Origin of the sequence: Pseudonocardia alaniniphila (assembly GCF_022524485.1) — a bacterium.
Taxonomy (GTDB): domain Bacteria; phylum Actinomycetota; class Actinomycetes; order Mycobacteriales; family Pseudonocardiaceae; genus Pseudonocardia; species Pseudonocardia alaniniphila.
Genome location: NZ_JAKXMK010000016.1, coordinates 212,276 through 230,899 on the forward strand (window position 1 = coordinate 212,276; position 18,624 = coordinate 230,899).

The following is an 18,624-nucleotide window of genomic DNA, read 5'->3' on the forward strand; positions in this document are numbered from 1 at the left end:
GGTGCGGGAGTTCACCTACGAGGCGCACCCCGCGCGGATCGTCTTCGGGACCGGCGCGGCGCGCACCCGGCTCGCCGACGAGGTCGGCCGGCTCGGCACCACCCGGCTGCTGCTCGTGGCCTCGGATCGCGACGCGGAGCGCGTCCGCTCGCTCGTCGCGCCGCTGCGCGATCGCATCGCTGCGACGTTCACCGCGGTGCGCGAGCACGTGCCGCTCGCCACTGCCGAGGCCGCACGGGCATCGGCCGCCGCCGTGAACGCCGACGGCGTGCTGAGCGTGGGCGGTGGGTCGACCACCGGGGCTGCGAAGGCCGTGGCGCTCACGGCCCGGATCCCGGTGGTTGCTGTGCCGACGACGTATTCGGGTTCGGAAGTCACGCCGGTCTGGGGTCTGACGGTGGAGGGTCGCAAGACCACGGGGGTCGATCCGGTCGTGTTGCCCCGGGTGGTCGTCTACGACCCGGAGCTGACGGCGTCGCTGCCGCGGGGGTTGGCGGTCGCGAGTGGTTTCAACGCGCTGGCTCACGGAGTCGAGGCGTTCTGGGCGCCGCGGCGCAATCCCGTGAGTGCCGCCATCGCCGAGGACGGGATCGCCGCGATCGTGGTCGGCCTGCGCAAGGACGATCCTGTCGCGCTGCTGCGCGGTGCCTGGCTGACGGCCAGCGCGTTCGCCGCCGCCGGTTCGGGGTTGCACCACAAGCTGTGTCATGTGCTTGGTGGCACCTACGACCTGCCGCATGCGCGCACTCATGCCGTGGTGCTGCCGCACGTGCTCGCGTTCAACGCACCGGGCGCCCCCGATGCGATGGCGCGGGTCGCGCGAGCGCTGGGCGTCGGCGATCCCGTTCGTGAGCTGCGGGAGCTGGCTGACGAGATGGGCGTGCCTCGGGGCCTGCGTGAGCTGGGTTTGCGTGAGGGGCAGATCGACGAGGTCGCGGCGCTCACCGAGCCTGCGGTACCGGAGGACAACCCCGTGCCGGTCGGTGGCGGGGCACTGCGGCGGCTTGTGCGCGCCGCGTGGAGTGGGGAGGACACGTGACCCAGCAGGAGCGGGAGGAGGCGGTGACCGATGAGGTCGTCGCCAGCTTCGCCGGGACGAAGGACGAGCGGCTCCGCGAGATCGTGCAGAGCCTCACGCGGCACCTGCATGCGTTCGCGCGGGATGTCCGGCTGACGCAGGAGGAGTGGGAAGCGGGGATCGGCTTCCTGACCCGCGTCGGGCACACGACCGATGACAAGCGGCAGGAGTTCATCCTGCTCTCCGACGTGCTCGGGCTCTCGATGCTCACCGTCGGGATCAACGCCCCCGCCTCGCCGGGGGCCACCGAGTCGACGGTGTTCGGGCCGTTCTTCGTGGAGGGCGCTCCTGAGGTGCCGATCGGCGGCGACATCGCCCGCGGCGCGAAGGGCACCCCGTGCCGGGTGACCGGCAGCGTCCGCTCGACGGACGGGTCGCCGCTAGCCGGGGCCCGGATCGAGGTGTGGGAAGCCGACGAGGACGGCTTCTACGACGTGCAGTACGACGGCGACCGGTCGGCCGGGCGCGGATGGCTGCGCTCGGGGGCGGACGGGGAGTACGCGTTCTGGTCGGTGCGCCCGTCGCCCTACCCGATCCCCGACGACGGCCCGGTGGGCGACCTGCTCGCCGCCACCGGCCGCGGCCCGATGCGTCCGGCACACCTGCACTTCAAGGTCGACGCGCCCGGCCACCGCACCCTGATCACGCACGTCTTCGCGGCGGGCGACCCCTATCTCGAGCACGACGCGGTGTTCGGCGTCAAGGAGAGCCTGGTCGTCGACTTCGCCGAGCACCCGGCAGGCGCTGCCCCCGACGGGCGGGTCCTCGACACCGCCTGGACCAGCCTGAACTTCGACATCGTCCTGGAGGCGAGGCCATGAGCGAGACCCTGCAGACCGATGTCCTGGTGATCGGCAGCGGCCCGGCGGGTGGCGGGGCCGCGCTGGCCCTGGCCACGCTGGGCGTCGATCACATGGTCGTCACCAAGTACCGCTGGACGGCCAACACGCCGCGGGCGCACATCACCAACCAGCGCACGATGGAGATCTTCCGGGATCTCGGCATCGAGGACGATGTACTGGCGCAGGGAACACCGCACGACCTGATGGGCGACACGGTGTTCTGCACCAGCCTCGCCGGGGACGAGATCGGGCGGGTCCGCACCTGGGGTACGCACCCGGCGCGGGAGGCCGACTACACGCTGGCCAGCCCGTCGCCGAACTGCGACATTCCACAGACCTTCCTCGAGCCGATCGTGATCGGCCACGCCGCTTCCCGCGGCAGCAGCATCCGGTTCGACACCGAGTACCTGCGGCTCGTGCAGGACGACGAGGGCGTCACCGTGACGGTGCGGGATCGCGTGACCGGAAGCGAGTACGACATCCGCGCCAAGTACGTGATCGGCGCCGACGGCGGGCGCAGCGCCGTGGCCGCCGACGTGGGGCTGCCGTTCGAGGGCCAGATGGACGTGGCCGGCTCGATGAACATCGTGTTCCACGCCGACCTGTCGCACCTGGTCGAGCACCGGCCGAGCGTCCTGTACTGGGTGCTGCAGCCCGGTGCGGAGGTCGGTGGCATCGGGCTGGGCCTCGTGCGGATGGTGCGGCCGTGGAACGAGTGGCTGATCGTCTGGGGCTACGACATCACCCAGCCGCCGCCCGAGGTCGACGACGAGATGGCCACCCGGATCGCGCACGAGCTGATCGGCGACGACTCGATCCCGGTGACGATCCGCTCGGTCTCGTTGTGGGGCAACAACAAGATGTACGCCACGCGGTACCGGGCGGGGCGGGTGTTCTGCATGGGGGATGCCGTGCACCGGCATCCGCCGTCGAACGGGCTGGGCTCGAACACCTCGATCCAGGACGCCTACAACCTGGCGTGGAAGCTCGCCTACGTGCTGCGCGGGAGCGCCGGTGAAGCACTGCTCGACAGCTACGACGTGGAGCGGGCGCCGGTGGGCGAGCAGATCGTGCTGCGGGCGAACAAGAGCATCGAGGAGTTCGGCCCGATCTTCGACGCACTCGGGCTGACCGGGGAGTCGGATCCGGAGTTGATGCGCCGGCACATCGACGCGCGGGCGGCGAACACCCCGGAGGCGGCCCGGCAGCGGGCAGATCTGCGGGAAGCGCTTGAGCTCAAGAACTACGAGTTCAACGCGCACGGTGTGGAGCTGGGTCAGCGGTACGTGTCCGGTGCGGTGGCGTCCGACGGCACCACGGAGCCGGAGTACACCCGCGACCGCGAGCTGTACTACCACCCGACCACCTGGCCGGGCGCGCGGTTGCCGCACGCGTGGCTGGGCCGCGACGGGCGCCGGGTCTCCACCCACGACCTGGCCGGGAAGGGCCGGTTCTGCCTGCTCACCGGCATCGCGGGCGAGGAGTGGGCCGACGCGGCGGCGAAGGTCGCCACCGAGCTCGGCGTCGAGGTGGTCGCGCACGTGATCGGACCGGGCCGGGAGTACATCGACCTCTACGACGACTGGGCGCGGGCCCGCGAGGTCGGCGAGGACGGCTGCGTGCTGGTCCGCCCGGACACCCACGTGGCCTGGCGCGCGGCCGCGCTGGCAGACGACCCAGCGGCAGACCTGCGCAGAGCCCTGACGACAGTGCTGGCCCGCCCCTAGAACCCGAATCACGACTGTGGAGCCGTAGTGCTGTCGGGAGGCCGTCCCGGACAGCTCTACGGCTCCATAACTCAGGGGGCTAGGGCTGCGCGGATGAGTTCTACCGGGTGGTGGGCTTTGTGCGTGGTGCCGTGGGCTATCTGTTGGCGGCACGAGACGCCTGTCGCCGCCACCACCGTCGAGTCGGGTTCGCGTCGCACGGCTGGGAACAGGCGGTCCTCGCCGACCTGCATCGAGACCTCGTAGTGCTCGGCCTCGAAGCCGAACGATCCCGCCATCCCGCAGCACCCGGCGTCGAGCTCGACCACCTCGGCCCCCGGGATCCGCTTCAGCAACGCCACCGTGGCCGCGGTGCCCACCTCGGCCTTCTGGTGGCAGTGCCCGTGGAAGAGGATGCGCTGCCCCGCGGGCCAGGCGTCCTCCCGCAGCTTCAGGGCCCCGCTGTCGATCGCTTCGACCAGCAGTTCGTCGACGAGCCGCGCGCGGCCCGCCACGTCTGCGACGCGCGGGTCGTCGCCGAGCAGGGCGCGGTGCTCGTCCTTCAGCGTCAGCAGGCAGGACGGCTCCACGCCCACGATCGGCCCTGACGTCGCGCCGAGCGCATCGACCAGACCGGACGCCTGACGTTTGGCCTGGTCGAGCAGGCCCTTCGAGAATGCCGCGCGTCCGCAGCAGCCGGAGTCCTCGAGGCGCACGTCCCAGCCGGCGCGTTCCAGCAGCTCGATCGCGGCCATCCCGACCGCGGGCTCGGTGAAGCTCGTGAACGAGTCGGCGAGGAAGGTGAGCGGGCCCCGGTTCGTCTGCGCTGCGGCAGGTCGCCGCCGGAACCAGCGCGGCAGGGTTCGCCGGGCGAACACCGGTAGGGGACGCTGCGGCGCGATGCCGAGGGTGCGACCCATCAGCGTGCGCAGCGCGGGGACCCGGCCGGGCAGGTTCGACAGCGGTGCGGTGGCCGAGCCGAGCCGGTTGAGCCGTCGGATCGCGCCGAAGACGCGGGAGCGCAGCGGCGTGCCCTCCACCTGGTGCGCCTGGTGCAGGGCCTCGCTCTTCAGCGTGGCCATGTCCACCGACAGCGGGCATTCGCTCTTGCAGGCCTTGCACATCAGGCACAGATCGAGTGCGTCGTGCAGGCCTTGGTCGGTGAGCCCGACTCGCGGGTCCGGCTCCGACAACGCCTTGACCAGGGCGTTCGCCCGGCCGCGCGTGGAGTCGTGCTCGCGGCGCGTGGCCATGTACGACGGGCACATCACGCCGGCGTCGCTCTTGCGGCACACGCCGATGTTCATGCACCGGTCGGCGGCGCCCCGCATGCCACCCGAGCCGCCGGCCACCACCGTGAAGTCCAGCGCGGTGCGCAGCAGGGGCGCCGGGGTCAGCGCCGCGTCGCGCAGGTTCTCGGTCATCGACGGGGCGTCGACGATCTTGCCGGGGTTGAGCCGGTTCTCCGGGTCGAAGATCCCCTTCACACGGCGCATCGCCTCGTAGAGGTCGTCACCGAACAGCGACCGGTTGAACTCGCTGCGGGCGAGCCCGTCGCCGTGCTCCGAGGAGTTGACGCCGCCGAACTCCGTGACGAGGTCGCGGATCTCCTCGGCCACCGCGCGCATCCGCAGCACCTCGTCGGGCCGCGACAGGTCGACGAACGGGCGGATGTGCAAGCAGCCCACGGAGCAGTGGCCGTAGAACCCGGCCCGCAGCTCGTGCCGGTCGAGCACCTTCGCGAAGCGTTCGGTGTACTCGGCGAGCCGCGCGGGTTCGACCGCCGTGTCCTCGACGAACGCGAGCGGCCGGTTCGTGCCCGTGCCCGCTGCCATCAGCAGCCCGAGGCCCGACTTGCGGACCTTGAGTAGTGCCCCCTGCTGTGCGGGCGTCTCGGCGCGAAGGGTGTGGTAGCCGTGGTTGTGGCGCTCCCAGAGGGCGGTGAGCCGGTCGAGCTGCCCGGTGAGCTCCGCCGGGTCGTCACCGGTGAAGGAGACGAACAGCAGCGCGTCGGGGTCGTCCTGCAGGATCGTGCCCAGCGCGGCGTACTCGATGCGCTCCCGCGAGAGGTCGAGGATCGTGCGGTCCATCAGCTCGACGGCCGACGGGTCGCAGCTGAGCGCGTCCTCCGTGGCGGCGATCGCGGCGGGCGTGGAGCGGAAGTGGCCCACCGCGATCACGGTGTGCTTCGGCTTGGGCACCAGGCCCACGGTCGCCTCCGTGGCCACCATGAGCGTGCCCTCCGAACCGACCACGAACGTGGCGAGGTCGAAGGTGGCGGGGTCGGAGCTCGCAGCGGCTGCCAGCCGATCCAGCCGGTATCCGCCCGACCGGCGCCAGAAGCCCGGGTACCCGCTCGCGATCGGGTCGCGGAACTCCTCGACCAGTGCGGGCAGGTCGCGGTAGAGCCGCCCCTCCAAGGTGGTGGCGGCGGCGCGGCGCGCGCGTTCGGCCCCGTCGACCGGGGCGAAGTGCGCGGTGGTGGCGTCCGAGAGCACCACGTCGAGCGTGCGGACGTGGTCGATCGTCATCCCGTAGCGCACCGAGCCGCTGCCTGCGGAGTTGTTGCCGATCATCCCGCCGAGCGTGGCGCGGTTGGACGTGGATGTGTCGGGGCCGAACATCAGGCCGTGCTCGCCCGCGGCGCGGTTGAGCTGGTCCTGCACCACCCCGGGCTGCACGCGTGCGGTACGGGCCTCGGGATCGAGGTCGAGGATCGTGCTCATGTGCCGGGAGAAGTCGAGCACGAGTGCGTCGCCGACCGTCTGCCCGGCGAGGCTGGTGCCCGCGCCGCGCGGCAGCACGGCGACCCCGTGCTCGGCGGCCAGCGTCACCGCGGCCACGACGTCGCCGGCGTGCCGCGGGGCCACCACCCCGCGCGGCGTGATCGAGTACATGCTCGCGTCACGCGAGTAGAGGTGGCGGGTGTAGTCGTCGAAGGAGACCTCACCCTCGATCTCCCGGGCGAGGGCCTGCGCGAAATCGGTGGTCGTCATCCGGCGTCCCGCAGGTGCTCCAGCGCGGCGTCGAGGCCGCCCGGCTTGATCGGCACCCCGGCGAGCTGCAGTCCCATCTGGACGCCCGCCAGCGTGCCGGCCAGCGTCAGGTCGTTGAAGTGGCCGAGGTGCCCGATCCGGAACACCGTGCCGGCGAGCCGCCCGAGCCCGGTGCCGAGCGACATGTCGAACCGCTCGAGGATGATCCGGCGCACCGCGTCGGCGTCGTGACCGGTGGGCAGCAGCACCGCCGTCAGCGAGCCGGAGTACTCCCGTTCGTCGGCGCACAGCACCTCGAGCCCCCACGTCCGCACGGCGGCACGGGTGGCCGCGGCGTGGCGCTGGTGGCGGGCGAACACGGCGGGCAGGCCCTCTTCGGCGAGCATCGCGAGCGCCTCACGCAGGCCGTAGAGCAGGTTGGTGGCGGGTGTGTAGGGAAAGAACCCGCGGGCGTTCGCCTCCAGAATCGGCGCCCAGTCCCAGTAGCTGCGCGGCAGCCCGGCCGAGCGCGACGCGACGAGGGCCTTCTCGCTCACCGCGTTGAAGCCCAGCCCGGGCGGCAGCATGAGGCCCTTCTGCGAGCCCGCGACGGTGACGTCCACGCCCCACTCGTCGTGCCGGTAGTCGATGGAGGCGAGCGAGGAGATCGTGTCGACGAGCAGCAGGGCGGGGTGCCCGGCGGCGTCGATGGCGGCTCGGACCTCGGGCACCCGGCTCGTGACGCCGGTGGACGTCTCGTTGTGCACCACGCACACGGCCTTGATCGTGCGCTCGGGGTCGGCGGCCAGCCGCTGGCCGACGGCGGCAGGGTCCACGCCGCGGCGCCAGTCGCCCGGGATCACCTCGACGTCGAGCCCGACCCGTCCGGCGAGCTCGGCCCACAGCGTCGAGAACTGGCCGGTCTCGCCGATCAGCACGCGGTCGCCGGGGCTGAGCGTGTTGACCAGGGCCGCCTCCCAGGCGCCCGTGCCGGACGACGGGTAGATCACCACCGGCGCCGTGGTGCCGAACACCGGGCCGAGCGCCGGCAGCAGGGCTTTCGTGAGCTCGGCGAACTCCGGGCCGCGGTGGTCGATCGTGGGTGCCGCCATCGCTCGCAGCACCCGGTCCGGCACGTTGGTCGGGCCCGGGATCTGCAGGAAGTGACGCCCGCCGGTCGGACTCATCGATGCCTCCAGGTGCGTCCTCGTTGTCGCTTTGCGGAAGACATCTACCGCATCGCGGGCAGGGGCGACAGGTCGTGTGACGGATGTGCGCGCTCCACCACTGCTCATCGTGCGTGCCAGACCTTGACCTGGCAGTGTGACCCGAACCATACTGCAACACGGAAACCGTCTTCCGCATTACGGAACATTGTCGTCCCTGTCGTGAGGAAGTGGCATGTCCTACCAGGTGATATCGATCCTCGCGCTGGTGGCGGCGTTCGTCCTCGCCACCGTGCTCCCCATCAACCTCGGCGCGATCTCGCTCGTCGCCGCGCTCGTCATCGGGACGCTGGCGATCCCCGGGAGTCCGGACGACGTCGCCGACGCGATCTTCGCCGGTTTCCCGGGCAGCCTGTTCGTGATCCTCGTAGGGGTCACGTTCCTGTTCGCGATCGCCCGCGCCAACGGGACCGTCGACTGGCTCGTGCACGTGGCCATGAAGGGCGTGGGCGGGCGGATCGCCCTGATCCCGTGGATCATGTTCTTCGTCACCGCTCTGCTCACGGCGTTCGGTGCCGTCGTACCCGCTGCGGTCGCGATCATCGCCCCTGTCGGCATGGGCTTCGCCGTCCGCCACAAGATCAACCCGGTGCTGATGGGCCTGTCGATCATCAACGGGGCCAGCGCCGGTGGGTTCTCCCCGCTCAGCATCTTCGGCGTGATCACCAACGGTGTCGTCGCGGACAACAACCTGCCCGGCAGCCCGCTGATCCTGTTCCTCGGCAGCCTCGTGTTCAACGTGCTGCTCAACATCGTCGTGTTCCTGCTCTTCGGCGGCCGCGAACTCCTCGGCCGGGTCGCGGACACCAGCGGCGAGGCCACGGACGCGACCGCTGACGCCGCGGCGGTCGCCCTTCGCAAACCCGGCACCAGCGAGAGCGCATCCGACGGGCCGGGTGCCGCGCGGGCCACCACCTCGGGCACCACGGGGGCAAGTTTCACCGACGGCGAGCACCCGCCGGTCACCTCGCTCGACCTGAACCGCTCGCTCACGCTCGTCGCGCTGATCGGCGTGGCCATCGGGGCGCTGGCCTTCCAGCTCGACGTGGGCCTGCTCGCCGTCACCGCCGCGGTGCTGCTCTCGCTGCTCGCCCCGCACACCTACAAGGGCGCGGTGGCCCAGGTCGCCTGGCCGACGGTGCTGCTGATCTGCGGAATCGTCACCTACGTCAACCTCATGCAGGACATCGGCACCGTCGACTTCCTCGGCAACCAGGTCGCCGCGATCGGCGTGCCGCTCCTCGCGGCGCTCGTGGTCTGCTACATCGGTGCCGCGGTGTCGGCTTTCGCCTCCACCACCGGCATCCTCGGCGCCCTGATCCCGCTGGCCGTGCCGTTCCTGCTCGCGGGTGAGGTGGGGGCGATCGGTCTCATCACCGCGCTGGCGATCTCCTCGTCGGTGGTCGACTCGAGCCCGTTCTCCACCTCGGGCGCGCTGGTCACGGCCAACGCCCCGGAGGACCGGCGCGACTACGTCTACCGCCGGTTGATGCGGTGGGGCTTCTCGATGGTCGCGGTCGCACCGCCCGTCACGTGGCTGCTGTTGGTGGTGCCGGGTTGGCTGTAGGCATGCAGCACGAGACCGCGTCCGAGGGGTCGCTCGCCGGCGTCACGGTGCTCGAGATCGGCGTCTTCATGGCCGGGCCCTTCGCCACCATGCAGCTCGCCGACCTCGGCGCCCGGGTCATCAAGGTCGAGAACCCGGCAGCCCCTGACCCCACCCGTTCCACCGGCCCGTTCCTCGAGGGCTCCGACTCCTCGCGGCACAGCTCGCCGTTCGCGCGGCTCAACCGCAACAAGGAGTCGGTGGCACTGGACCTGAAGTCCGAGGCAGGACGCGAGGCGTTCCTGCGGCTGGTGGCCGGCGCCGATGTGCTCGTGGAGAACCTGCGGCCCGGTGCGATGCGGCGCCTCGGACTCGGACCGGACGAGCTCGCCGAGCTCAACCCCGGACTCGTGTACGCCTCGGCGTCCGGCTTCGGGCAGGACGGGCCGCTGGCCGCGCTGCCGGGGCTCGACATCATGGCTCAGGCGCGCTCCGGGCTCATGAGCATCACCGGGTCACCGGACGGCGACCCGGTGAAAGTGGGCGTGCCGATCTGCGACCTCGTCTGCGGGCTCTACACAGCACTCGCGGTCACTGCCGCCCTGCACCACCGGGACCAGCCGCACGGCGACGGCCGGGGCCAGCAGATCGACGTCTCGCTGCTGGAGTCGGGCGTGTCGCTCGCGGTGTGGGAAGCCGGGAAGTACTTCGCCACCGGGGAGGTGGGGCGGCCGCTGGGTTCCGCGCACCAGGCGCAGGCGCCGTACCAGGCGGTGCGGTGCGCGGACGGCTGGGTGACGGTCGGCGCGATCACGCCGAAGACCTGGAACGGGCTCTGTGCGGCCCTCGACCTGCCGCACCTGCACGCCGACCCTCGCTACGCCGACTCGGACGGCCGGCACGCCCATCACGCGGAGCTCGTCACCGAGATCGAGAAGGCCACCACGGCCCTGGCGGCCGCCGACGTCGTCGCGGCGCTCGACCTCGCCGGCGTCCCGTGCGCGCCGATCAACGACTACGGCCAGGTGTTCACCGATCCCCACCTCTCGCGCCGAGACTTCTTCTGGGACGCCGAGCATCCCGATGCCGGCCCGGTCCGCCAGCTCGGCTCGCCGATGCGGCTGTCGGCCACGCCGGCCCGGCGGGGCGGTGCGGGCCCGGCGCTCGGGGCCGACTCACGCGCCGTCCTCGGTGAGGTCGGGTACACCGACGCCGAGATGGATGCTCTGCTCGGGACGATGGCGCCATGAGTGACTTGCTCGTCGACCGCGACGGACCCGTCCTGCGCGTCACCTTCAACCGGCCGGCGTCGCACAACGCGCTGACGTTCGCCATGTACGAGGGCCTGTACGACGCCTGCGAGCGGGCGGATGCGGAGGACGACGTCAGAGTGCTGGTGCTGCGTGGCGCCGGGGGCCGGGCATTCGTGTCGGGCACCGACATCGCCCAGTTCGAGGGCTTCGACGGGCCTGCCGGCGTGGCGTACGAGGAGCGGATCAGCCGCGTCGTGCGCAGGCTGGAGGACACGACCGTGCCCACCGTTGCTGCTGTCGACGGCTACTGCATCGGTGGCGGCCTCGCCCTCGCCGCCGCCTGCGATCTCCGCATCGCCACCGCTGCGTCACGGTTCGGGGTGCCGGTGGCGCGCACCCTGGGCAACTGCCTGTCGATGGACACCTACGCCCTACTGCTGGGGCATCTCGGCCCGGCGCGCACTCTCGACATGCTGCTGCGGGCCCGCCTGCTGAGCGCCGAGGAGGTGCACGCCGCGGGGTTCGTCACCCAGCTCGCCGACGACACCGCGGCCCTCGACGCGTCCCTCGCGGAGACCGTCGACGCGCTGGCGTCGCACGCCCCGCTGAGCATGTGGGCCACGAAGCAGTCGCTCGTCAGGCTGCGCCGGGCCGGGCTCCCGAACGGCGACGACATCGTGGCGCGGGTGTACGGCAGCGCCGACTTCCAAGCCGCGGTTCGCTCCTTCGGGGCCAAGGAGCGTGCAACGTGGAAAGGGGAATGACGCCTGGCGGATAACCTGCCAGGTCCCGCAACTCGGCGGATCCTGAACCGGAGAACCATGGCTGGTGTGGCGCAACCCGACCGCAGTGGCGGCGTGCAGTCCCTCGACCGGGCGTTCGCCCTGCTCGAGCACATGGCGGACGCCGGCGGCGACGTCGCGCTCTCCGAGCTCGCCGTCCGCTCCGGGCTGCCGCTGCCCACGATCCACCGGATCGTCCGCACGCTCGTGGCGTCGGGGTACGTCCGGCAGCTGCCGTCCCGGCGCTACGGACTGGGTCCGCGGTTGATCGGGCTCGGTGAGGCCGCGTCCCGGATGCTGGGGGAGTGGGCGCGCCCGCAGCTCGCCCAGCTGGTGGACCAGGCGGGCGAGACCGCCAACCTCGCGATGCTCGACGGCGACGCCGTGGTCTACGTGGCGCAGGTCCCGTCGCGGCACTCGATGCGGATGTTCACCGAGGTCGGCCGCCGGGTGCCGGTGCACTGCACCGGCGTGGGGAAGGTGCTGCTGGCGCAGCTCCCACCCGCACAGGTGCAGGCCATGCTGATGCGCGCCGGCATGGTTGCCCAGACCCCCCACACCATCACCGATCCCGATCGGCTCGCCCGCGAGCTCGACCGCGTCCGTCACCAGGGCTACGCCGTCGATGACGCCGAACAGGAAGTGGGCGTGCGCTGCGTCGCCGTCGCCGTTCCCGGCGGGCGCTCCACCACCGCGCTGTCCGTGTCGGGCCCGGAGACCCGCGTGACGTGGGCGGTGGTCGAGCGCACCGTTCCGCTGCTGCAACAGGCGGCTGCGGCGTTGGCAGGGCAGCTCGCCGGGCGGGGGGTCACGGCGTAGTGAACGAGGAACATCTGCGGCTGTGCGCGAGCGCCGAGTGGGCGCAGCTCGTGGCCGACGACCTGTTGCCCTGGGTGCTGGGTGAGGACCTCCTGATCGGGGAGGACGTGCTGGAGATCGGCGCCGGCCCCGGCCTGGTCACGGATCTGCTCGTGGAGCGCGCGCCGCGCGTCACCGCGGTGGAGATCGACCCGGTACTGGCGTCGGCGCTGCGGGAACGCATGAGCGGCAAGCCGGTGGACGTGGTCACCGCCGATGCCACGGCGATGCCGCTGCCGGACGGCCGGTTCTCCTCGGCGTTCTGCTTCACGATGCTGCACCACATTCCCGACGCCGAAAGTCAGGACCGCGCGCTGGCCGAGATCGCCCGCGTGCTGCGGCCGGGGGGTGTGCTGCTCGGCACCGACGGCGAGGACACCCCGCCCCGGCGGGCTCTGCACGTGGACGACATCTTCAACCCCGTCGACCCGGACGTGCTGCCCTCCCGGCTCGCCGCCGCCGGGTTCAGCGACGCCGAGGTGGAGAGCAACGGCGACCGGTTCCGGTTCCGCGCGCGCCGCTGATCCACGCTCTGGGCCTAGGACGGCCCGCCCCCGGCGTATCGCGAGGCGGCGCCTATCTGGCTCGGCGGAGGGTCTCGCGCGGGTTCTCTCCGTAGAGGGCGTGGTGCGCGGCGGCGAACTTGCCCAGGTTGGCGAAGCCCCACCGGGTGGCCACCGACGTCACCGTGACCAGGGCGGGGTCGGCCGCGCGCAGTTCCTCGTGCGCGTGCCGCAGCCGCACCGCGCGCAGGTACGCCATCGGCGAGGTGTTCAGGTGACGTTTGAAGCCCTCTTGCAGGGAGCGCACGCTCACGAAGCAGCGCCCGGCCAATCCGGCGGTGGTCCACGGCTCTGCGGGCAGGGCGTGAATGAGGTCGACGGCGGCCCGGATCGCTGCGGGGGCCGCTGCGACCGGTTCCTCCGCCAGTGCCGCGCGCCCACCGTGGTCGGTGGCCAGGAGCAGGCCGTGGATGAGCGCGTCGACCAGCGGCCGGGCGATCAGCGGCTCACGGGCCAGTCCGTCGTCCCTGGCCAGCTGCCCGCGCAGCAGCAGCACCAGCTGGGCCCAGTCACGGCCGGCGCCCCTGGCGATGTCCAAGGAGGGTGAGAGCAGGAGCTGCTGGTCGACCGGCGCGCTCCCGTACTCCACCTGGGCGGCCAGCGCCTCCTCCACCGCGAGCCGGTCGATCTTCACACACAGCTGCCGGCTCCCGGCTCCCCATAGAGGCAGCGACGTATCGCCGTCCGGTATGTAGACACCGGCCCGCGTCGGATCGATCACGACCTGCGTACCCCGATGCTCGGACTGGATCCGGCCGGACAGCGGCAGGTTGACGTGGTAGGTGCCGTGGAACGAGCCGCAGTCCATTCGTACGTCGGCGCCGAAGGTGATGTCGCTGATCGTGATCGGGCCGGCGTCGACAATGCGCTGCCGGAGGAAGAACTGCTTCGGATCATCCAGCTGGAACAGCCGCTGGTGCGGATACAACGCCGACCCACACCACATCTCGGCTTGAGTGAAATCAGTGGTGTGCTGCCAGGATTCCCCCGCCGCATCCCCAGCCAGCAGATCATTGTCGGCCACCATGTCATGCTACGCACGCACGCTACTGAACCGGCACCTCGTGTTTGTGATAGTGGCGGGAGCGTGATCAATTAATCCAGGGCGGTGTTCTTACAATCCCCTTACAAGGGTCGTCAGGAGAGATCCTGCGCGTCCGCGGCACCGTTCAACCACGCTCTCAGCAGTTCCTTGCGAACCTTTCCGGTCGAGTTCCTCGGCAGTCGGTCCAGCCGTTCGAGCCGGGTCGGCAGATACCAGTCCGTCATACCCCGCGCGCTGAGGTACTCCCGCAGCTCCTCCAGGGTCAGGGCGATCTCACCCCGGAAAGTGATCACGGCGCACGCAAGCTCGGCACCGTGCTCGTCGAAGTAGCCGACCACCGCGATGTCGTCGACCGCCGGATGCTGCAACAAGAGGTCTTCCACGTCGGCGATCGGGATCATGAACGCGCCGCCGACCCGGTCGGCGACCCTTCCCATCAGGCGAATACCACCGTGCCCGTCCCAGGTCGCGAGGTCACCGGTGTCGTACCAGCCGCCGTCGTGCTCCCTGATCACGGTCAGCTGGTTGTCCTCGCCTCGCACGGTGGCCAGGCACACCGCCGGCCCACGGACGAAGATCCGGCCCGGCCGCTCAGGAGTGACCGGCGCATCGGATCGGAGGTCGATCTCGTAGCCGGGGAAGGGGCGCCCGTCGCTCTGCAGCGTCCAGTCGATGGGGTCGTCGGCCCTGGTGATGGTCGCACAGCCGATCTCGGTCATGCCGAACTCCGAACGCAGGCCGAGTCCGAAGGTCTCGATCACGCTCTTCACGACCCGGCTGGGGATCTTCGTGCCCGTGGCGGCCATGACCCGCAGCGACGGCAACCTCGTCGGACGCTCCGACGCCGCGGTCACGAGCTGGTCGTGGTAGCTGGGCGCGGCGATCATGACCGCGACCCGGGCCTGCTCGAGCACCGCCAGGCCCGCTGCCCCCGACCAGGTGTCGAGCAGCACGGCACGCGCGCCGGTCTGCAGCGGGATGTGAAGGGAGAAGACGGTTCCGAGGCTGTACATCGCGCTGTGCGGGGTGAAGACGGCGTCCGCCGCGGTGATCGACTCGGCCTCGGCCAGTCCCGATGAGCCCGCGTACCACGTGTTCTGGGTTCCCAGGACCCCTTTGGGCTGCCCCGACGTGCCCGAGGTGAAAAGGACGATGGACACGGCGTCCGGATCCTCTTCCGCGTCGTCCAACGCAACGGGATGGCGCTCTTCCCACGGCGTGCTCTCGAAGAACTCGCCGAACTCGATCTCGGCGCCCGGTTCGGCCCGGCCGAGGACCACCAGCTTGCGCAGTCCGGGCAGATGCGGGGCGACCGATCGCGCCATCTCGGCATGGTCGAACCCGTCCCACTCGTCGATGGTCACGAATACCTCGGCGTCCACCCGCGCGAGAAGCCGTTCGAGCTCGCGTCGCCGGATCGTCGTCATGACGGGAGCGACGACCGCGCGAAGCCGGATTGCCGCCAGGTGCAGGGCGCAGGACTGCCACCAGTTCGGCAACTGCATGGCGACGACCTGTCCCGGCCTGACGCCGAGCTCGTACAGCGCGCCGGCGAATCTCTCCACCAGATGCGCGTACTCGCCGTAGGTGACGGTTGTTCGCCGCCCCTCCGATCCGAAGGCGTCGATCGCCACCGCATCGGGCGTGGCGTCACGCCACTTTCGAAGATCGTTGATGAGACCGGTATCCCGCCACCTGCCGCCGGCTCGGTACTTCCTTGCTAATTCGGTCGAAGCCCGCAGGGTGTACGTTCCTGCCCGATTCACGCCCATTCGGATCAATTCCTCTCCTGTTGACTGTCGGCGCTGTTCAGAAGGTAATTTCTTCCTCAGCCTGATGGAGTGGCAGGCCGAATTCCGTTCCGAAAGCGCGGACTCTTGGCTCGTCAGCGCGAAACCCGGCGACCGGCAGGCGCCGGCGCGGTCTGCAAGGGCACGTAAGCCTTGCAAGATCTTGCAAGACCCTGCGCTAGGGTTGCGGCATGACGCGGCGGCTGGCGGTGGTGGCGAAGAAGGTCGGCGTCAGCGAGGCCACGGTCAGCCGGGTGCTCAACGGCAAGCCCGGTGTCTCCGAGGCCACCCGCGACGCCGTACTCACCGCGCTCGACGTGCTCGGCTACGAGCGGCCCACCAGCCTGCGCGGCGAACGCGCCCGCCTGGTCGGCCTGGTCCTGCCCGAGCTGCAGAATCCGATCTTCCCGGCGTTCGCCGAGGTCGTGGGCGGTGCGCTGGCCCAGCAGGGCCTCACCGCGCTGCTGTGCACGAGCTCCACAGGCGGCGTGAGTGAGGCCGCGTATGTCGACCTGCTGCTCCAGCAGCAGGTGTCCGGCGCGATCTTCGCCGGAGGCCTCTACACCGAGGCCGACGCCAAGCACGATCACTACCGGCTCCTGCTGCAGCGCAAGCTGCCCACCGTGCTCACCAACGCCGCCGTCGACGCCTTGGGTCTCCCGCAGGTGTCCTGCGACGACGGTGCGGCCGTCGAGCAGGCGTTCAGCCACCTGGTGTCGCTGGGTCACCGGCGGATCGGACTGCTACTCGGGCCGGCCTCGCACGTTCCCTCGCAGCGCAAGCTCGCCGCGTTCGTCGCCGCCACCGCACGGGCCGGTCACGCCGAGCAGGCCGCGCTGGTGGAGCACGCGATGTTCTCGCTGGAGAGCGGGCAGGCCTCGATGATGCGGCTGCTCGACCGGGGCGTCACCGGGGTCATCTGCGCGAGCGACCCACTCGCCCTCGGCGCCATCCGGGCGGCACGCCGGCGCGGACTGTCGGTGCCCGGCGACCTCTCGGTGATCGGTTACGACGACTCGGCGCTGATGAGCTGCGTCGACCCCGCGCTCACCACGATCCGCCAGCCCATCGAGGCGATGGGCCGGGCCGCCGTCGACCTGCTGGTGCACCAGATCGAGGGCAGCGCGGTGGGCACCGCCGAGCTGATGTACGAGCCGGAGTTGGTGGTCCGCTCCTCGACCGGGCCGGTGAAGCCTTGATCATGTAGAGAAATCGACTCGAAATCGTCGAACTCTTGCTGGATTCTGACGACCATCGCTACCGTCCTCGCACACGATCGGGTGATGCGAGCGGGGGCGCATGGACGAACGGGCTGCGCGCGACGGGCAGTGGTGGCGCGATGCGGTGATCTACGAGATCTATCCCCGCAGCTTCGCCGACGCCGACGGCGACGGTGTCGGAGACCTGGCGGGCGTCCGGTCCCGCCTGGGCTACCTGCGCGATCTCGGGGTCGACGCCATCTGGTTCACGCCCTGGTACCTCTCGCCGATGGCCGACGGCGGCTACGACGTCACCGACTACCGCACGATCGATCCCGCGTTCGGCACGCTCGCCGAGGCGGAGGAGCTGATCAGGGACGCGCTGGCTGTCGGCATCCGAACGATCGTCGACGTCGTCCCGAACCACGTGTCCGACCAGCACCCCTGGTTCCAGGCCGCGCTGGCAGCAGCGCCGGGCTCGCCGGAGCGGGCCCGGTTCTGGTTTCGTCCCGGCTGTGGTCCGGGTGGCGGCGAGATGCCGACGCGCTGGCCGTCGATGTTCGCCGGTGACACCTGGACCCGCACCAAGAACGCCGACGGCACCCCGGGTGAGTGGTATCTGCACCTGTTCAGCACGGGGCAGCCGGACCTGGACTGGAGCCACCCGGACGTCCGGCGCGAGCACGAGGACGTGCTGCGCTTCTGGTTCGACCGTGGTGTCGCGGGTGTGCGGATCGACTCGGCTGCCCTGCTGGTGAAGGACCCGGCGTTGCCGGAGATCCCGGCCGATCCGGGGCCGGGCGAGCACCCCAACACCGATCGCGACGAGTTGCACGACATCTACCGCGGCTGGCGGGAGATCGCCGACTCGTACCCGGCCGACGAGGACCCCGGCCGCCGGATCCTGGTCGGCGAGATCTGGCTGCCCGACGTCGAGCGGTTCGTGCGCTACCTGCGACCCGACGAGCTGCACACGGCGTTCAACTTTGACTTCCTCGCCCGCCCCTGGGACGCCGCACAGCTGCGCGAGTCGATCGACGCCACGCTGGCCGCCCACGCGCCGGTGGGCGCGCCCGCCACCTGGGTGCTGTCCAATCACGACGTCACGCGGCCGGTCACGCGCTACGGCCGTGCGGAGTCGGGATTCTCGTTCGCGGCCAAGCGGGCGGGCACTCCTACAGACCCCGAGCTGGGTGTGCGGCGCGCGAGGGCGGCCGCGCTGCTGTCGGCGGCACTGCCCGGATCGCTCTACATCTATCAGGGCGACGAGCTCGGCCTGCCCGAGTTCGAGCAACTCGACGACGAGCTGCGGCAGGACCCGATGTACCTGCGCTCCGGCGGCCGTGACCCCGGCCGGGAGGGCTGCCGTGTTCCGCTGCCATGGGCGGGTGACCGGCCGCCGTTCGGATTCTCCCCGCCCGGCACCCAGGCCACGTGGCTGCCGCAGCCTGCGGAGTGGGCGGCGCTGACCGTCGCCGCACAGGAGGCCGACCCCGGCTCGATGCTCGCGCTGTACCGGGCCGCACTGCGGATCCGCCGCGACGAACCCGGACTGGGCGACGGCCCGATGGAGTGGCTGTCCTCCGCAGACGGAGTGCTCGCGTTCCGGCGCGGCCCGTCGTTCACCTGCGTCGTGAACCTCTCGCCCGGGCCGGTGACGCTCCCCGGGCACACCGCGGTGCTGCTGTCGAGCGCACCGCTGCCGAACGGCGAGCTACCCACCGACACGGCCGCCTGGCTGCGCAACGAGAGGGAGTGACG

General features: G+C 71.1%; 14 protein-coding genes. 10 read left to right on the forward strand and 4 right to left on the reverse strand.

Going from position 1 to position 18,624, the window contains the following annotated elements; genetic code table 11:
* Nucleotide 1 precedes the first annotated feature (1 nt).
* From MMF94_RS19955 to MMF94_RS19965, 3 genes are read left to right on the forward strand one after another with little or no spacing between them, the layout of a single operon-like run.
* Nucleotides 2–1,039 (forward strand): maleylacetate reductase, encoded by a 1,038-nt coding sequence (locus MMF94_RS19955; RefSeq protein WP_241038604.1) that lies wholly within the window; start codon nucleotides 2–4, stop codon nucleotides 1,037–1,039.
* On the forward strand, nucleotides 1,036–1,899 hold the full coding sequence (locus MMF94_RS19960) for an intradiol ring-cleavage dioxygenase (RefSeq protein ID WP_241038606.1): 864 nt from the start codon (nucleotides 1,036–1,038) through the stop codon (nucleotides 1,897–1,899). The genes MMF94_RS19955 and MMF94_RS19960 overlap by 4 nt, the downstream gene beginning before the upstream one ends.
* On the forward strand, nucleotides 1,896–3,647 hold the full coding sequence (locus MMF94_RS19965) for an FAD-dependent oxidoreductase (protein ID WP_241038608.1): 1,752 nt from the start codon (nucleotides 1,896–1,898) through the stop codon (nucleotides 3,645–3,647). Before MMF94_RS19960 ends, MMF94_RS19965 begins: the two co-directional genes overlap by 4 nt.
* Nucleotides 3,648–3,718: 71 nt before the next feature.
* Here the strand turns inward: MMF94_RS19965 and MMF94_RS19970 are convergent, their stop codons facing one another.
* Entirely contained in the window at nucleotides 3,719–6,622 is a 2,904-nt protein-coding gene (locus MMF94_RS19970; RefSeq protein WP_241038609.1) for an FAD-binding and (Fe-S)-binding domain-containing protein, read from the reverse strand.
* Nucleotides 6,619–7,788 (reverse strand): pyridoxal-phosphate-dependent aminotransferase family protein, encoded by a 1,170-nt coding sequence (locus MMF94_RS19975; RefSeq protein ID WP_241038611.1) that lies wholly within the window; start codon nucleotides 7,786–7,788, stop codon nucleotides 6,619–6,621. The genes MMF94_RS19970 and MMF94_RS19975 overlap by 4 nt, the downstream gene beginning before the upstream one ends.
* A gap of 214 nt (nucleotides 7,789–8,002) precedes the next feature.
* Here MMF94_RS19975 and MMF94_RS19980 point away from each other — a divergent pair, with 214 nt between their 5' ends.
* Genes MMF94_RS19980 through MMF94_RS20000 form a run of 5 tightly spaced genes read left to right on the forward strand, consistent with a single transcriptional unit; the run spans nucleotide 8,003 to nucleotide 12,790 of the window.
* The gene (locus tag MMF94_RS19980; protein WP_241038614.1) at nucleotides 8,003–9,394 is read left to right on the forward strand and encodes an SLC13 family permease; all 1,392 of its coding nucleotides are present in this window, start codon (nucleotides 8,003–8,005) and stop codon (nucleotides 9,392–9,394) included.
* Nucleotides 9,395–9,396: 2 nt separating this feature from the next.
* Nucleotides 9,397–10,623 (forward strand): CaiB/BaiF CoA transferase family protein, encoded by a 1,227-nt coding sequence (locus MMF94_RS19985; RefSeq protein ID WP_241038615.1) that lies wholly within the window; start codon nucleotides 9,397–9,399, stop codon nucleotides 10,621–10,623.
* The gene (locus MMF94_RS19990) at nucleotides 10,620–11,390 is read left to right on the forward strand and encodes an enoyl-CoA hydratase/isomerase family protein (protein WP_241038617.1); all 771 of its coding nucleotides are present in this window, start codon (nucleotides 10,620–10,622) and stop codon (nucleotides 11,388–11,390) included. The genes MMF94_RS19985 and MMF94_RS19990 overlap by 4 nt, the downstream gene beginning before the upstream one ends.
* A gap of 57 nt (nucleotides 11,391–11,447) precedes the next feature.
* A complete protein-coding gene (locus MMF94_RS19995) occupies nucleotides 11,448–12,227 on the forward strand; it encodes an IclR family transcriptional regulator (protein WP_379660371.1) in 780 nt (259 codons plus the stop codon).
* Nucleotides 12,227–12,790 (forward strand): class I SAM-dependent methyltransferase, encoded by a 564-nt coding sequence (locus tag MMF94_RS20000; protein ID WP_241038618.1) that lies wholly within the window; start codon nucleotides 12,227–12,229, stop codon nucleotides 12,788–12,790. The genes MMF94_RS19995 and MMF94_RS20000 overlap by 1 nt, the downstream gene beginning before the upstream one ends.
* A 52-nt stretch (nucleotides 12,791–12,842) precedes the next feature.
* Here MMF94_RS20000 and MMF94_RS20005 read toward each other — a convergent pair whose 3' ends face one another.
* Together MMF94_RS20005 and MMF94_RS20010 are read right to left on the reverse strand one after the other, a co-directional pair.
* Complete coding sequence (locus MMF94_RS20005; RefSeq protein ID WP_241038619.1) at nucleotides 12,843–13,853, reverse strand: AraC family transcriptional regulator; 1,011 nt, start codon at nucleotides 13,851–13,853, stop codon at nucleotides 12,843–12,845.
* A gap of 113 nt (nucleotides 13,854–13,966) precedes the next feature.
* Nucleotides 13,967–15,646, reverse strand: coding sequence for an AMP-binding protein (locus MMF94_RS20010; RefSeq protein ID WP_277398768.1), 1,680 nt, complete (start codon nucleotides 15,644–15,646; stop codon nucleotides 13,967–13,969).
* Between the two features lie 209 nt (nucleotides 15,647–15,855).
* On the opposite strand from MMF94_RS20010, the gene MMF94_RS20015 reads away from it, so the two are divergent.
* Together MMF94_RS20015 and MMF94_RS20020 are read left to right on the forward strand one after the other, a co-directional pair.
* Nucleotides 15,856–16,863, forward strand: coding sequence for a LacI family DNA-binding transcriptional regulator (locus MMF94_RS20015; RefSeq protein ID WP_241038621.1), 1,008 nt, complete (start codon nucleotides 15,856–15,858; stop codon nucleotides 16,861–16,863).
* A gap of 100 nt (nucleotides 16,864–16,963) precedes the next feature.
* Complete coding sequence (locus MMF94_RS20020) at nucleotides 16,964–18,622, forward strand: glycoside hydrolase family 13 protein (RefSeq protein WP_241038622.1); 1,659 nt, start codon at nucleotides 16,964–16,966, stop codon at nucleotides 18,620–18,622.
* The last annotated feature ends 2 nt before the right edge of the window (nucleotides 18,623–18,624 follow it).

Bases quoted from the DNA above. Each gene is read 5' to 3' on its own strand.
- MMF94_RS19965 (WP_241038608.1), top strand. From the start codon at position 1,896: ATGAGCGAGACCCTGCAGACCGATGTCCTGGTGATCGGCAGCGGCCCG.
- MMF94_RS19970 (WP_241038609.1), bottom strand. From the start codon at position 6,622: ATGACGACCACCGATTTCGCGCAGGCCCTCGCCCGGGAGATCGAGGGT.
- MMF94_RS19975 (WP_241038611.1), bottom strand. From the start codon at position 7,788: ATGAGTCCGACCGGCGGGCGTCACTTCCTGCAGATCCCGGGCCCGACC.
- MMF94_RS19980 (WP_241038614.1), top strand. From the start codon at position 8,003: ATGTCCTACCAGGTGATATCGATCCTCGCGCTGGTGGCGGCGTTCGTC.
- MMF94_RS19985 (WP_241038615.1), top strand. From the start codon at position 9,397: ATGCAGCACGAGACCGCGTCCGAGGGGTCGCTCGCCGGCGTCACGGTG.
- MMF94_RS19990 (WP_241038617.1), top strand. From the start codon at position 10,620: ATGAGTGACTTGCTCGTCGACCGCGACGGACCCGTCCTGCGCGTCACC.
- MMF94_RS19995 (WP_379660371.1), top strand. From the start codon at position 11,448: ATGGCTGGTGTGGCGCAACCCGACCGCAGTGGCGGCGTGCAGTCCCTC.
- MMF94_RS20010 (WP_277398768.1), bottom strand. From the start codon at position 15,646: ATGGGCGTGAATCGGGCAGGAACGTACACCCTGCGGGCTTCGACCGAA.
- MMF94_RS20015 (WP_241038621.1), top strand. From the start codon at position 15,856: ATGACGCGGCGGCTGGCGGTGGTGGCGAAGAAGGTCGGCGTCAGCGAG.
- MMF94_RS20020 (WP_241038622.1), top strand. From the start codon at position 16,964: ATGGACGAACGGGCTGCGCGCGACGGGCAGTGGTGGCGCGATGCGGTG.